The 14160-nt window shown below is 44.9% G+C and carries 15 protein-coding genes; 11 read left to right on the forward strand and 4 right to left on the reverse strand.

Going from position 1 to position 14160, the window contains the following annotated elements:
• Nucleotides 1–21: 21 nt before the first annotated feature.
• Nucleotides 22–588 carry a HEAT repeat domain-containing protein gene (locus tag L6E24_RS07380; protein WP_257741350.1) on the reverse strand — a complete coding sequence of 189 codons (567 nt, stop codon included), beginning with the start codon at nt 586–588 and terminating at the stop codon, nt 22–24.
• Between the two features lie 132 nt (nt 589–720).
• On the opposite strand from L6E24_RS07380, the gene L6E24_RS07385 reads away from it, so the two are divergent.
• The 4 genes from L6E24_RS07385 (at nt 721) to L6E24_RS07400 (ending at nt 4345) form a co-directional block, all read left to right on the forward strand.
• The gene (locus tag L6E24_RS07385; RefSeq protein WP_257741351.1) at nt 721–1662 is read left to right on the forward strand and encodes a deoxyhypusine synthase; all 942 of its coding nucleotides are present in this window, start codon (nt 721–723) and stop codon (nt 1660–1662) included.
• The gene (gene pyrF, locus L6E24_RS07390; protein WP_257741352.1) at nt 1659–2294 is read left to right on the forward strand and encodes an orotidine-5'-phosphate decarboxylase; all 636 of its coding nucleotides are present in this window, start codon (nt 1659–1661) and stop codon (nt 2292–2294) included. Before L6E24_RS07385 ends, pyrF begins: the two co-directional genes overlap by 4 nt.
• A 768-nt stretch (nt 2295–3062) precedes the next feature.
• Complete coding sequence (gene nrdD / locus L6E24_RS07395) at nt 3063–3425, forward strand: anaerobic ribonucleoside-triphosphate reductase (RefSeq protein ID WP_257741353.1); 363 nt, start codon at nt 3063–3065, stop codon at nt 3423–3425.
• Nucleotides 3422–4345, forward strand: a complete 924-nt coding sequence (locus L6E24_RS07400; protein ID WP_257741354.1) for an adenosylcobinamide amidohydrolase — start codon at nt 3422–3424, stop codon at nt 4343–4345. Before nrdD ends, L6E24_RS07400 begins: the two co-directional genes overlap by 4 nt.
• A 102-nt stretch (nt 4346–4447) precedes the next feature.
• On the opposite strand, the gene L6E24_RS07405 is transcribed toward L6E24_RS07400, so the two are convergent.
• On the reverse strand, nt 4448–4639 hold the full coding sequence (locus L6E24_RS07405) for a DUF1858 domain-containing protein (protein WP_257741355.1): 192 nt from the start codon (nt 4637–4639) through the stop codon (nt 4448–4450).
• A gap of 242 nt (nt 4640–4881) precedes the next feature.
• Between L6E24_RS07405 and L6E24_RS07410 the strand changes: the two genes are divergently transcribed.
• The 7 genes from L6E24_RS07410 (at nt 4882) to L6E24_RS07440 (ending at nt 12300) form a co-directional block, all read left to right on the forward strand.
• On the forward strand, nt 4882–6135 hold the full coding sequence (locus tag L6E24_RS07410; RefSeq protein ID WP_257741356.1) for a nucleotide-binding protein: 1254 nt from the start codon (nt 4882–4884) through the stop codon (nt 6133–6135).
• A complete protein-coding gene (locus tag L6E24_RS07415; protein ID WP_257741357.1) occupies nt 6135–6713 on the forward strand; it encodes a nucleic acid-binding protein in 579 nt (192 codons plus the stop codon). Before L6E24_RS07410 ends, L6E24_RS07415 begins: the two co-directional genes overlap by 1 nt.
• A gap of 374 nt (nt 6714–7087) precedes the next feature.
• Nucleotides 7088–8443 carry a nucleotide-binding protein gene (locus tag L6E24_RS07420; protein ID WP_308219112.1) on the forward strand — a complete coding sequence of 452 codons (1356 nt, stop codon included), beginning with the start codon at nt 7088–7090 and terminating at the stop codon, nt 8441–8443.
• Nucleotides 8444–9028, forward strand: coding sequence for a nucleic acid-binding protein (locus L6E24_RS07425; RefSeq protein ID WP_257741358.1), 585 nt, complete (start codon nt 8444–8446; stop codon nt 9026–9028).
• 132 nt (nt 9029–9160) lie between these two features.
• The gene (locus tag L6E24_RS07430) at nt 9161–9610 is read left to right on the forward strand and encodes a hypothetical protein (protein WP_257741359.1); all 450 of its coding nucleotides are present in this window, start codon (nt 9161–9163) and stop codon (nt 9608–9610) included.
• Between the two features lie 193 nt (nt 9611–9803).
• On the forward strand, nt 9804–11813 hold the full coding sequence (locus tag L6E24_RS07435; protein WP_257741360.1) for a methyl-accepting chemotaxis protein: 2010 nt from the start codon (nt 9804–9806) through the stop codon (nt 11811–11813).
• 13 nt (nt 11814–11826) lie between these two features.
• The gene (locus L6E24_RS07440) at nt 11827–12300 is read left to right on the forward strand and encodes a chemotaxis protein CheW (protein ID WP_257741361.1); all 474 of its coding nucleotides are present in this window, start codon (nt 11827–11829) and stop codon (nt 12298–12300) included.
• A 130-nt stretch (nt 12301–12430) separates the two neighbouring features.
• Here L6E24_RS07440 and L6E24_RS07445 read toward each other — a convergent pair whose 3' ends face one another.
• Complete coding sequence (locus L6E24_RS07445; RefSeq protein ID WP_257741362.1) at nt 12431–13564, reverse strand: cation:proton antiporter; 1134 nt, start codon at nt 13562–13564, stop codon at nt 12431–12433.
• Nucleotides 13565–13568: 4 nt separating this feature from the next.
• Nucleotides 13569–14045, reverse strand: a complete 477-nt coding sequence (locus L6E24_RS07450; protein ID WP_257741363.1) for a cation:proton antiporter regulatory subunit — start codon at nt 14043–14045, stop codon at nt 13569–13571.
• Between the last annotated feature and the right edge of the window lie 115 nt (nt 14046–14160).

Below are 14160 nucleotides of genomic sequence, written 5' to 3' on the forward strand. Positions count from 1 at the left end.
TCAGGATAAACACCCAGACAGTCAGTCTGCCAGATCGCCTCTCCCAAGCATCCGGACAGCCTTTCGTGCTGAAACCCTCACCTCCGGCTCAGGATCCTCAAGAAGCGGAATAATCCGGTCAACTGCGTCCCAGTAACTGATCATTCCTATAGCCTCGGCAGCCGCGGCACGTATCTCAGGAACCTCATCTGACAACAGTTCAGAGACAGGATCAACGGCCTCACGATCACCAATTATGCCAAGTGATTTCGCGGCCCCGCGCCTCACCCATTTCTCACTGCTCTTCAGCTTTGATATCAGAGGCTGCACTGCTCTTCTGTCCCGGAGCTTTCCAAGAGAACACGCAGCCATATACACAACCTCAGTCTCAGGGTCATTCATCATACAGAAAATAAGCGGCATAACAGCCTTTTCATCACCGGAATTTCCAAGAGCCTCAGCTGCGCGGACCCTGTACGAAATGCCCCTGTGATTAAGCTGCCCGATAAACAGCTCCAGATTTTCATGGCCGCGCCTCAGTCTCTCCGCATAAACACGGTTCATTGGATCTTCCCTCTCCGTCCTCATTGAATCAAAACAACCTATCAATATCGTAGATCCCGGATCTTTTAAAGTTTTACGCCGCCGGAAAATTTCCGGACATTACCCATACATTCGGTTGAATTATTGTTGATCAGAGACAAACATTACAGCATATAATACAGGAGTAACTTCAATCCCATGACCAGTGACAATATCTGTGGAACGCCGGTAATTCAGGCAAAAGTAAGAGCCAAAATGACAGTAGGGGAACTTGTTGAGGAATTCGGCAAATCCAGGGCATATAATGCCGGTTCACTCTGGCAGGCAGTAAATATATATGAAAAGATGCTCACAGACCCCGAAGTTGTAAAATTTTTCGGTTTTTCAGGCGCGATGGTGCCCGGAGGAATGGGTGGAATAGTATCAGACCTCATAGATGCCGGACATATTGATGTCTTAGTATCTACAGGCGCAAATCTCACCCATGATGTCATTGAGGCTATCGGTTGCCACCACTATCACGGAACAGAAGTATGCGATGATGTAATGCTCAGAGAAGAGGAGGTAAACAGAATATATGATGTATTCCTGCCAAATGATGCCTTTGTACGGTTTGAAGAGTTCCTTCAGGGCGTTTTCTCAGGAATTGAGGCCGGAAAGAAGATATCCATAAGTGACTTAACCCGTCTCATAGGTGAAAACCTGGACACAGGAATACTTGCATCGGCTGCAAAAAAAGGAATACCTGTGTACTGTCCGGCAATTCAGGACTCAATGATAGGCCTTCAGTACTGGATGTTTGACCAGACATCAGGTGTGACGGTTGATGCCTTTAAGGATATGTCAGAGCTTATGGACATCTGCTTTGCCTCCAAAAAATCCGGTGCAATGCTTGTCGGAGGCGGTGTACCGAAAAATTATATATTCCAGAGCATGCTTATGACTCCAAAAGGTTTTGACTATGCTGTGCAGCTCACAGGTGACCGGCCTGACCTTGGCGGGCTTTCGGGAGCGACCCTTGATGAAGCAAAGTCATGGGGCAAGCTGACAGGAGAGGCAACCTCACAGACAGTCTACGGGGATGCCACAATAAACATGCCGCTTATTATAGCAGCAACTCTGGAGAGAATTGAGAGATGACAGAATTAATGCTTGCACTCGATGTCCTGACAAGGGCAGAGGCAATGGATATTGCGGAGAAGACACATCCGTATATTGACGCAATTAAGATCGGATATCCGCTTGTACTTGGATCAGGCCTTTCGGTTGCGAGAGACCTGTCCGAATTTGACCTTCCCCTTATAGCGGATTTCAAGGTTGCCGACATTCCGAATACTAACAGGCTCATCGCTGAGCATGTCTTTGAAGCCGGATTTTCAGGAATTATCACTCAGGGATTTACGGGCCGGGATTCTGTGTCAGCCTGCGTTGATGTTGCACACAGTGCCGGGGGTAAATGCTATGTTGTCACTGAGATGAGCCACCCCGGTGCACTTGACTTCATGGGTGAAGGAATAGCAGAGAGACTTGCAGCGTTAGCTGTAGAATGCAATGCTGACGGAATTATTGCACCTGCAACAAGACCTGAGAGGGTAAAGGCGCTAAGGGAGATTATCGGAAAGAAGAAGATCCTCTCACCGGGAGTTGGTGCACAGGGTGGCAGTGCAGAGGAGATTGCACCGCTGATAGATTCGATGATTGTCGGACGTTCAATATACAACAGTGAAGATCCGGCGAAGGCTGCACAATCCTACTCGTTTATCCGGAACTAAAGCCGGAATCCCGGAAGAATTTCCGGGGAGAGATGAAGCAGACCAAAACCCCCCCCCTAACCTCTATTCCCATTCGCCGATGATGAGTGAAACCGATCTGACCTTAATGGAAGCGATTCCAAAGAGGGATGAAGAACCCTATGAGTCACCTGAGGCGAATTACATAACACATACATAGATAAAAATAAAAAATAGCAAAAAACCGCACAACCCTCTTTTAGTCCCCAGATAACTACAGCTTAATAATTAGGACATTCTTCACCGGAATCATAACCCCGGTCAAAAGCTCCTCCTCCGGCACCTGTGCCGGGTCATTGATGTATACCTTGTCGGCCCTGCCGGAATGAGATTTTCAGAGTCAAGGTATGCAAAGAGCTTCTCATAAGCTGCCGGTACCCCTGATAAGGCCCGGTGTGAAAAACTGCTGCAAACCCCCCGCCTTCAAGATTTCTAACCTCAACTGCCGGATCGCTGATAGTAATCCTGCCGGGCACAGGTATTTCAGATTCAATATCGGTAACCTGTACATATATCCCTTTCAGAAGGCACAGGCAGGCCCTTCTCATCATAAATTCACAGCGCTTTCTGCGAGAGATGAGCGATATACGAAAATGTCCCTGTCGGAATGTTATCTCCTGTCATGGGTTACAGAATAATCTCTCCTCCCCGGATATATCAGATCATAGTCTGCCCCGGGTTAAGGAAATATCATTTCCGGGCCGGCCATCAAACAATAATTCTTATCTTCTGAGTAGCATATTCTTCTTCATGATCTGGACTGAAGAACAGTTAAAACTGTCAAAAAAATACAAAAATCTTGAGGAAATCCCTGTGGAAGAGCGGAGATACAAGTGCCACACCTGCCACCATGTGGTTACAGAAAATCCGTGCCCATGCTGCGGTGAGACAAACCTTGAGATAATGTGTCCTCTTGATCACTGCAACTGCCACCACAACATAATTGAGAAGATTGAGTACTGCCCTCTCTGCGGCCAGGCAATATGCCCCGACTGCGGAAGCCACGATGTATCACAGGTTTCACGGGTAACAGGATACCTCGCTGATGTCTCAGGATGGAACAAAGGCAAACAACAGGAATTAAAGGACAGAGCGAGATACTCTGTTGCATGAAGTATTACATAAAAAATAAAACTCTTTTTTTACGCGGAAATTTCAGGGCAGTCAGTTCAGGCGCAGGCGGCGGTCTCTCAGATGTCTCAACCATTATCAACCGGACGGTTGAGAAGAATTTCATGCACGACAGTCCTGAAACATTTATTGAGGAGATTGTCAGGGATGAGGGCTGCACAGGGGATTTTTACGGCCTGCTGACCGCCGTTGATATGAAGACTCTCTGTGTACTCATAAACCGCACCATAACAGTATTCATCACCGCCGGAGTGAGCAACCCAAACCCGGAAAATCCCAGACTTCCGGGTACGATAAACATAATTGTACACAGCAGGGACGGCCTTTATGACGAGGCAATGGCCGGACTTATCATCACTGCAACGGAGGCGAAGACAGAGGCCCTCTTCTCAATGGGCTATGACTTTGCCGGAACCACAACCGACGCAGTCGTCACATGCTGTAATAAGGAGAACCAGAAGGTACACAGATATGCCGGAAGAATGACCGGGATCGGCAAGTGGACCGCCGAAGCTGTCCTCTTCGGGGTGCAGGAAGCTATTGCAAGACACGACGGCAAAAAACCGGCAGATAAGCCCGCCCTGTATGTACTCAGCACAATCGGAGGGGACCACTGGATTGAATGGTCACCGGAAGGCTGCCCGTATTACCCCTGCCATTTCAGAGGACAGGTATGCAACTACTGTTACTGCCCGTTTTACCCGTGCAATGACGAAGAACTTGGATATTCTGTTGATACATCCACTGGCGGCACAGTCTGGGGGTGCACGAACTGCATACTGATGCACCACCCGGAGATTGTCAGCCATCTGAAGAAGAATCCTATGGCTGAAATCAGTGAACTTAAAAAAGTTGCAGAAGAGCTGGAACTCGAAATTAACGCAGAAAAACAGTCAGAATGAACAGTAATAACGCCTGAAATGGGAGTCAGTAATATCCCAGGCAAATCTCCGCGAGAGATGCCGGGCAAAAATAATTCCGGATTTAAATTCCGGACATTTACATTACTCTTCTATGCCAAGTGCATCAAGAAGTTCTGCAAGAGGAATACCATGCCCTTCTGCTGCCTGCCTGATGTTCTCTCCGCTCGCAAGGGCGCAGCCTACACAGCCCATTCCAAAACGCATCAGTATCCCTGCTGCTTCAGGTTTTTCCTGAAGAAGTTCTGACAGTAAACTGTCTGCTGTTAATACCATATTCACCTGTTTTGAATTTATTTGTAATATACATTATGATATTGCACGCATCCGGAGGAATAACTGCAATGCCTCAGAAAAAAGTGCAAAAATCAGGAAGAAAACCTGACACCACATAATAATCATACAGAATAGCAGTAATTACAAATATAAAGAAAAATTCATAGAGTTTTTACTTTCACCCCACGCGGCAACAGATTATATAGAAAGAGGTTGCTGATACTTAACCGGAGATGTTTAAAATGGACATTGATCCTGTTATTACAGAAAGAATCTCCCTTAAGATTAAGGAAAAAGGCATTGATGCCGGAGATGAAGAGATAGCCGCAAAACTTCGCATTCTTATCGAGGACTTCCATATCCCTCCGGAGGAAGCAGAAAAGACAGTTACTGACGAAATTCTGAAGGAGAATAAAATCAGGGATTTTTCCGGAGAAAAAACAGCTGAGATGACTGCCATTGCAGATGCGTTCCCGGGAGAGTGGGTGACAGTTGAAGGAAAAGTTGTATCTCTCTCAGATCACCCGTCAGAATCCATAGCCCAGTCAGGCGTAATTGCAGACAAAACAGGTGCAATGAATTTTGTAATCTGGAAGAAAGCCGGCGCAGAAGAGCTTGAGGAACTTGAGTGGTACAGGTTTGAATCTGCTGTTGTGGATGAATTCCGGGGCGCGCCGAGCCTGAAGGTTCATTCCGGAACAACAGTCACAAAGACAGAACAGGAGACACCCCTGATACCAAATCAGGTCAGAATTTCAGATTTAAAACCCGGAGTTGCAACCCTTCGTGCAAAGGTTGTCAGGGACTTTGATGCCGGACATGAGAGAATGCTTCAGGCCGGACTGTTAGGTGATGAGACCGGAACAGTCAGATTCGTGACCTGGAAAGGCGGCAATAGTGAGGTCCTTGAGGAAGATAAGATCTACACAATATACTATGCTGAAGTCAATGAATATCAGGGAAAGATCTCGCTTAATATCACCGGCTCAATGGTTCTTGAGGACGAAGATACAGAGATTGATGTATATGAAGGAGATGCAGAGACATCAGGTGTATTCATTCATATGGGTGGTGGATCAGGGCTTATCAAGAGGTGCCCGGTTGAAGGCTGCAACAGGACCCTCTCAAGGCAGAATTTCTGTACCATACATGAGGTGCAGAATGACTTCCGCTATGACCTCAGGATAACCGGAGTTATTGATGACGGAAAATCTGCAAAAAACATCATTATTCAGAGAGCAGAAGCAGAGAGGATAACCGGCATCACAATGGATGAAGCTGTAAAAACCGCAACAGACAGCCCACTGGGTTACGATGACGTAGTAATACAGATGAAAGATGCCCTGCTGGGCAGATACTTCACCTGCAAAGGAAATGATATGGACGGTACAATCCTTGTAAAATCCTGTACTTCCGGGAGATATGACTCATCCATCCATGCCGGACTCATAAACCGGACTGCGGAGATGCTTAAGGAGAATGGAGGTGACTGCTGATGAAAGAGAAAGAAGGCCAGTCCAGAAATTTTGAGAGGGAACCTGCAAAGAGAGTCTTTGCAACCGAACTCAGGGAAGCCAGGGTTCAGTTTAAGGAGAGCACAGACGATATGAGTCCTTCATATATCATGCTGCCAACCGGCGAACGGTGCAACAGAATCTTCTTCTGCGGAGAGCTTAAGAATAAAGAGAAACGCGGGGACCAGAATGTCTTCTACACAGCGAGGGTGAAGGATGCAACAGGACTCTTCTTCATAAACGCAGGAAGCTATCAGCAGGAAGCAATGCTTCAGATGACATCCCTTGAAAACGATTCATATGTGGCAGTAACCGGAAAACCGATAATAAAAGAGACGCAGGACGGCGGATTCTTTGTATCAGTCAGGGTGGAGAGCATATCAGCAGTTGATGATGAGACATACAGGCTATGGCTTGACGACACAGCCAAAGCTACCCTTGACAGAATTGAGATATTTGGTGAGACAGAGGACTCAGCAAAGGCAGGGGAATTTTACAGCACTGACATCAAAAAATACTTAAAAATAACCTACAACGCCCTTGCAGGAGAGAATTACTGAATAATAAGAGACCAGTACATTTCAGAAAACCGGATAATACAGTGCAGCACCCAAAATTTCCAAAGAAACAGTGCATTGCAATCCGGAAAACATATACACAATAAAACCTCCAAAAACAGATAAAAACCTGCAAACAGGTTTTTTTCCGGACGACAAACCTTTTTTTTAACACCATAGAACCACAATATTCCCACTTCCGCTCAGGAAATGCCGCCACATCCATATACCACCATCCATATAAATCCAAAAATAGAAAGACCCTCAATTACAACAAACGAAAAAATAAGTAACTTACAAATCCAGAATAAATAACGGTTTTTTTACAGGCTTTAAATTCCGGAAAAAAACCCGGCGGAAATGATGGTTAAAATACCATGTCACAACCGGAATTAAGTACAATTCCGGGTGCCGGCAGAGATTTAAGAAAATTACTGATAAAACAGGAGATGTTTGGTGTGGATGAATATCCGGAAATAATAAAAAGAATCTCCCAGAAGATTGAAGAAAAAGGCATAACTGCCGAAGAAGACAGAATAGCTTCCAAATTACGGCTTCTCATAGAGGATTTCCATATCCCGCCTGAGGAAGCTGAAAAGACAGTCACAAATGAGATACTGAGGGAGAATAATGTATCCACCGTATCAAGGGAACCCTCATCCGAAACCATCGGAATTGCGGATGCAAACCCCGGAGACTGGGTTACAATAGAGGGAAAAGTCGTGTCGGTATCTGCTCACCCCCATGAAGCCATTGCCCAGAAAGGAATTATTGCAGATGAATCAGGAGCAATAAGCTTCATTATCTGGGAAAAAGCCGGTGCAGAACCTCTTGAGGAACTCAGATGGTACAGGATAGAGTCCGCAGTCGTTGATGAATACCGTGGCGCACCGAGCATGAAGATTCATTCAGGAACTACGATCACAAAGTCAGAACAGGAAAAACCCCTGATGCCGACACCGGTCAAAATTGCGGATCTAAAGCCCGGAGTGGCGACAATAAGGGTTAAAATGATCCAGAACTGGGATCCCCGCCATGAAAATATGCTCCAGTCCGGACTTTTGGGTGATGAGACAGGCACTGTCAAATTCATCACATGGAAGGAGAGGAACAATGATTTCCTCGGTGAGAGCCGCGACAAACTTCTTGAAGAGAATAAAGTATATTCAATATACTACGCAGTTGTGGATGAGTACAATGGAAATTATTCACTGAATATCAGTGACTCGATGGCACTTGAAGAGGAAGGTGCCGACATTGAAATTGCATCGAATGAAACCGGAGTTACAGGTGTATTTGTGAACTTCTCACCAAATATGGGTCTTATAAAGAGATGCCCTGTCGAAGGCTGCAACAGGGCACTCTCAAGACAGAACTACTGCCCGGTGCATGAGCTCCAGAACAACTCAAAATATGACCTGAGAATAATTGGTACTATAGATAACGGAAAAGAGGCACACAATGTTATCATCCAGAGGGAGGTGACCGAAAATATAACCGGCATGACACTTGAAAAGGCAATAGAGATGGCAGAAAACAATCCGCTTGGCCTTGATGATGTGATACTGGAGATAAAGAAGGTCCTTACCGGAAGGTACTATACATGCACTGGCAGTGATATCAACGGAACAATTCTGGTTGAATCGTGCACCCCAAAGAGGTTTGATTCAATGGAACATGCAGAACTGTTAAACCGTGCTGCACCCGAAGAAGAGGCAGGAGGCGAATTCTGAATGGCAGATGAAAACAGTAACTCAGAGAGAAGAAGATATTTCAGGGAGCCGGCAAAGCGTGTTTTAGCTTCAGAACTGCGTGAGACGAGGCTCCAGTTCAAAGGCGGAGAGGATGAGTACAGCCCCACATATATTATGCTCCCGACAGGGGAGAGATGCAACAGGATCTTCTTCTGCGGAATTCTCACCAATAAGGAGAGACGAGGCGAGGATAATAACTTCATCATTGCAAGGGTGAGGGACCCGACAGGGCTTTTCTTCATAAATGCCAGTAGTTACAATGAGAATGCCATGCATGAACTCTCATCAGTTGAAAACGATGCCTATGTTGCAGTAGTAGGCAAACCTGCCATACGCCAGACACCCGATGGAGCTGTCATGGTAAATATAAGGGTTGAGACTATAGCCGAGGTGGATGAAGAGACCTGCAGAACCTGGCTTGATGACACAACAAAGGCAACCCTTGACAGGATAGAACTTTTCGGAGAGACAGAAGACTCAGAAAAAGCTTCAGAATTTTACAATACAGACCTTTCAGTGTACAGAAAAATTGTCTATGATGCACTGGCAGGACAAAAACTTTAAAAAAGGGACAGACCCTTATTTTAATAATAATTTTTGCTGTATTCAGAAAATTTACGGCAATTCTTCGGAACCGGTATAAAGTTATATCTACGGATAATCATTACTGGTACCGAGAACAGGGCGGATTAAAATATGGGGCACAAAAGAGGAATTCAGGATAAAATAAAGGCTCTCTCAGAATACCTCAATGTGAACCCGGCCAGAATTACAGAATCGGAAGGAACATTATACTCTTTTAAAGCACTCTATTACGGCCCGAATACAGCATACCTTGTCCTGACCGACATTGAGGCAAATGTCGCCGCAAGACGCGCAATAAAAAGCAGACTGTGGGTAATCACACTTGAAGCCGCCTTTGAATATTTTGGGATAGAGTCATATCCGGCAGATGCCCTTGAAAAGCTGAAACACCAGGAGATCCGGGAGATAAATGCCGGCATATACAGGCTTGTTGAGGCCACATGCGGAGCGGAGATACTCTCTGAAAAGATGCTCTCTCTTGGGAACCGGGCAAATATCCTTGCAGATTACGATCAGACAGAGAGAAAGTCCGGAGAATATTATATATACAGACTTTTCTGAAAACAATCAGAATAAGAGATGAAGCAAAGCCCTGCGAATCAACCAAAAATAATAGTAATCTGCAAAAAAATAAACCCAAAATAATTAACACACAGTTAGGAAAAAGAAATGGTTTTTATGCTCTCAATGCAATGCTTCAGATTAAAGAGATACCATAAATCTAATCTTTTGTAAATTATTCCGGGTGCATCCAATGAGCATAAGCTTAATAACAAAAATACTTAACAGGGCAATAGAGGGAGATTACTCAGAAAGGGTTGATACCAACCTTTTTGATGGTGAAGAAAGAGAACTTGCAGAGTCAGTAAATACGGCCATTGAGTTCATCATTGACAGCAGGAAAACCTGTGACAACGTAATGATGCTGATAGAGCAAAACCCCAAGCCCATGATAATTGTTGACCATAATTTTAATCCTGTTGACATGAACCGGGCATATTCAAAACTTATGGGAGCACCAAAATCAGAACTCATGCGGCAGGACACCTCGCAATATTCAATAAAAACCCTGAAAGGTGAATCTGCCTCAACACTTTTTTCAGATAAAAAAGAGACCGAATGTGAACTTGAATTTACATTAAAAGACGGAACAAAAAAGATTCTGAGGCAGTTTGGAGCACCCCTGAAGGATGAGAGGGGCAGTGTCGAGATCGGGCTATTCGTATATGATGATGTCACCATAGAGAGAGAGGAAGAGAAAGAGATTGAGAAGCAGATCCAGACCATAAAAACCCTTCAGGAGAGGTCAGAGACTATAGTTCAGCAAAACCCCATGCCAATTATTCTCTGTGACAAACAGTTTAACATCCGCGTTGTCAATGACGCTTATGCACAGTTAAGCGGAATAAATTCTGATAAACTAAGAAAGATGACACTCCGGGACTTCTCAGTTATCAGGACAGAGGGAGATGGAATAAAATATGTACTGGAGGAGAAGAACCGGAGCTATGGCGAAGTTACCGTTAAATTCCCCACCGGAGAAAAAATTCTCGAACAGTATGGAATTCCGGTGCTGAACAACGACAAAGAGATTGCAAGCATACTGATAGTCTATAATGACATCACAGAAATAAGGGAGAAGCAGCAGGAAGTCCTCAGAATGATGGAGGAAGAGAGGGCAAGGGCAAGGGTGCTCAACAAGAGTATTGGTGAAGTCGGAGAGGGCATGGAATTTCTCAGAAAGGGCGATTTTACCAGTGAGATGAAGATAATAGAGGAAGACCCACTGATACAGATTAAAAAAGACTATAATGGAACTGTAAGTGAACTCAGGAATATCTTTTCCGGAGTGGTAACGGCTATGGGCGAAGTCGGGCAGCATATGAAGGATGCCGATGGCAGTTCAGAAGAGGTTGCAAAAGCCGCCGAACAGGTAGCAGTCGGAAGCCAGAAGTGTGCTGAGCTTACAAAAACCCTTCTGGATCAGATAGACGGAATTAACAGGGACATAGCAGATCTTTCAGCCTCAAATGAAGAGATCGCAGGTACATCACAGGAAGTTCTTTCTGAAGCTGACAGGCTCTCAGATATGGGCCATAGTGCCGAATCACTGGGAAAATCTGCCAATGACAAGATGGGAGCTGTCATGGAGATAACCAGAAATACAGTGTTTGAGATGGAAGAGCTGAATGCTGAGATGCTTGAGATCAACAATGTCCTTAAGATGATCAATGAGATCACAAACCAGATCAATATGCTTGCATTAAATGCCGCAATAGAAGCCGCAAGGGCAGGTGAGCATGGGAGAGGATTTGCTGTAGTGGCAGGCGAGGTAAAAAATCTTGCAACAGATGCAAAAAAAGCCACATCAAAGATTGACAAAGTGATAGAAAATATTCAGAAGAGCAGTTCGGAAACTGTCAGTTCAATAAAATCAGCCAATGACGAAGTGGAATTAGGGGTGAATATTGTAAATGAGACAATAGCATCCCTGAATAATATCGTGACAGGCGCAAACCATGTGACAAGGGATATGGGGGAGATTGTGAGAGCCATTGAGGCTCAGGCAAATATCACAAACGAAATTGTGCATGAAACTGAAAAGAGTAATCAGGTTACAAAAGAAACACAAAGAGAGATAGAAGAACTTGCAGCATTCTCAGAGGAGACAAGTGCATCTGTAGAGGAGATTTCAGGTGCAATCAGCGAAGTCAACAGTCTTGCAGATAATATTAAACAGAATCTGAACAGGCTCAGAGTATAAGTGGCAAAAGATTATGGCAATAATAAATGTAGTGGAATTTGAGATAAACGGCGAGAGATATGCACTTGACATAGGACTATCAAGGGAGATCGTGGAGATGATACCCATAACACCTGTACCGAGGGCACCGTATCATATTGCCGGCATAATTAACCTCAGGGGAGAGATTACAAATATCATCAACCTGAACAGAATACTGGCCATACCCGATAGAGAAAACCGCGAAGAGCAGAAGATAATTGTCCTGATACCTGAGGCGGCAGAAGGATCAAATGTCGGGATTATTGTTGACAATGTCCACTCTGTTCTTCAGGTGAGCGAGGATCAGATAGAGGAGATCTCAAAGACCATCTCAAATGAAGCTTATATAAAAAATATAATTAAAATAGGTGAGGACAAAGAGGACGGAACAGAGAAGAAAAGACTCATAATGTGGCTTGATGTCGCCCAGATACTGCGGGACATCCTTGAGGCCAACAGAGCCTGAATGCAGAAATACTCCCTTCAGAAGATTATTCCGGCCATAAATGCCCAAAAGGCCACCATATAACCGGGAATATCCATCAGGAAAAACAGAAATAATTATTTTTCGCCCAAAAATCAGACATAATATCGTTTCAGGCGGAGATTTTTCCTGTTTTAAGCCTTCTTTTTTCCCTGAAAATTTTTTTAATCCGGAATGAATACCGGCCCATAAATCCGCCTGTAAAAGACGTGATCAGGACGATCATTGCCACAGTTGTTGCGATAATCGGCGTGCCGTACATCGAGGCTATGGCAAGTGAAAATTCACCTCTGGCTGTGGTCTCAGACCACACTTCAATTCCGGAATACGGATTTTTATGAACATACATGCCTATTGCCATGGATGAAATCAGCTTTGAGGCTATTGCAAGGAGTGCAAGGATCACAACCGGAATTACAGGGAAGCCATCGGTGAGATCCACTGAAATTCCGAAGAAGACAAAGAATAATATCAGGAATACATCCCTGAATGGCTTGGCATGCCTCTCAAGCATTTCGGGGTTTGTAGATGATAAAGCAGAACCAAGTGCGATTGCCGTCAGGGTTGCAGGAATCTCTAAAAGCCCCGATATTCCCGCAGCAGCAATTACAGCAGTAAATGTAAAGAGGAGAGGTATATCATCATCCCTCTCAAGCAGTACCCTGATCTTTGAACCGAGAATTCTGACCGCAATAAAGAAGAAGGCAATCACTAAAGCAGCACTCAGAAGTATCTTTGCAGGGTTTGCTGAAGCCGCCGAGAAGGCAACTATGATGAAGAGCAGCATAATATCTTCGAAGACCATCAGCCAGAGTATAGTCTCGGATTCGGGCGAGGCAAGTTTCCTGTTCTCTATAAGGGAGGATACAGCCATTGCTGAGCTGCTTATGTAAAATGCTGCGGCAATTACAAAAGCTTCATAGACAGGAAAACCGAGAAGAACGGAGGCTGCAAATCCGATGAGTATATTCACTCCGAAATCCACCAGGCCGGAGAAGAAGAAGTTGCGTTTTTTCCCGGAAAATGCTGAGGGATTTAGCTCAAGCCCCATCATAAAGAGCAGGAATAAAAGGCCGAGCTGTGTCAGGAAATCCGAGACATCAGTCTCGTGAACGATATTAAGTCCGCTCACACCGATCGCAATGCCGCCAAGCATATACATAGGTACAGGCGGGAAATTGAACCGCTTTGAGAATAATGCAAAACCCAGGCAGAGCAGAAGTGCAAGGGCTATTCCTTCCATCATATAATCAGAGAAACCTCTCTTTAAAGGATGCTATCTGCTCCTCTTCTCCAATTACAAGCACAGAATCTCCTTCTTTAAATCTGAACTCAGGAGATGGATTCAGGATGCTGTTCCCCGAACTGCTTACAGCAACAACCGTTGCTCCGGTAATACTCCTGACATTGAGATCAGATATGGATTTTCCGGACGTTTTTGAACCAAGAGTGTAGGAATGAATTTCTATCGGAAGGTCGGAGAGGGATGAGAAGACCATTGACACACCTTCATCCTCTGCCTTAAGCACAGGCCCGGCAAGGATATTTGAAACCCTTATTGACTCAGAGAGGGTTAATTCAGCAGAACCGGATTCGCCATTTCTTGAGGAGACATACAGCTGCGCACCGCCGCTTTCAAGCTGTATCACTGAGACCCTGTCACCAAAGTCGGTGTCCAGTTCATATTTTTTCCCTATGCCGGGCATTTCACGAGATCTTATGCTCATTGATGACCTATTCTGAGATGAAAGGTTAATTACATTGCGATCCTCTCCTCAATTCTGCCGGGTATTTATCCTGTAAGATGTCATATTAAAAAAGAGAGGGATTCTGTTCCCATAA

The sequence above is a fragment of the Methanoplanus endosymbiosus genome, from assembly GCF_024662215.1.
GTDB classification, from domain to species: domain Archaea; phylum Halobacteriota; class Methanomicrobia; order Methanomicrobiales; family Methanomicrobiaceae; genus Methanoplanus; species Methanoplanus endosymbiosus.

Coding starts and splice junctions, on each gene's coding strand:
- L6E24_RS07385 (WP_257741351.1), top strand. CDS start 721: ATGACCAGTGACAATATCTGTGGAACGCCGGTAATTCAGGCAAAAGTA.
- pyrF (WP_257741352.1), top strand. CDS start 1,659: ATGACAGAATTAATGCTTGCACTCGATGTCCTGACAAGGGCAGAGGCA.
- nrdD (WP_257741353.1), top strand. CDS start 3,063: ATGATCTGGACTGAAGAACAGTTAAAACTGTCAAAAAAATACAAAAAT.
- L6E24_RS07400 (WP_257741354.1), top strand. CDS start 3,422: ATGAAGTATTACATAAAAAATAAAACTCTTTTTTTACGCGGAAATTTC.
- L6E24_RS07405 (WP_257741355.1), bottom strand. CDS start 4,639: ATGGTATTAACAGCAGACAGTTTACTGTCAGAACTTCTTCAGGAAAAA.
- L6E24_RS07410 (WP_257741356.1), top strand. CDS start 4,882: ATGGACATTGATCCTGTTATTACAGAAAGAATCTCCCTTAAGATTAAG.
- L6E24_RS07415 (WP_257741357.1), top strand. CDS start 6,135: ATGAAAGAGAAAGAAGGCCAGTCCAGAAATTTTGAGAGGGAACCTGCA.
- L6E24_RS07420 (WP_308219112.1), top strand. CDS start 7,088: ATGTCACAACCGGAATTAAGTACAATTCCGGGTGCCGGCAGAGATTTA.
- L6E24_RS07425 (WP_257741358.1), top strand. CDS start 8,444: ATGGCAGATGAAAACAGTAACTCAGAGAGAAGAAGATATTTCAGGGAG.
- L6E24_RS07430 (WP_257741359.1), top strand. CDS start 9,161: ATGGGGCACAAAAGAGGAATTCAGGATAAAATAAAGGCTCTCTCAGAA.
- L6E24_RS07435 (WP_257741360.1), top strand. CDS start 9,804: ATGAGCATAAGCTTAATAACAAAAATACTTAACAGGGCAATAGAGGGA.
- L6E24_RS07440 (WP_257741361.1), top strand. CDS start 11,827: ATGGCAATAATAAATGTAGTGGAATTTGAGATAAACGGCGAGAGATAT.
- L6E24_RS07445 (WP_257741362.1), bottom strand. CDS start 13,564: ATGATGGAAGGAATAGCCCTTGCACTTCTGCTCTGCCTGGGTTTTGCA.
- L6E24_RS07450 (WP_257741363.1), bottom strand. CDS start 14,045: ATGAGCATAAGATCTCGTGAAATGCCCGGCATAGGGAAAAAATATGAA.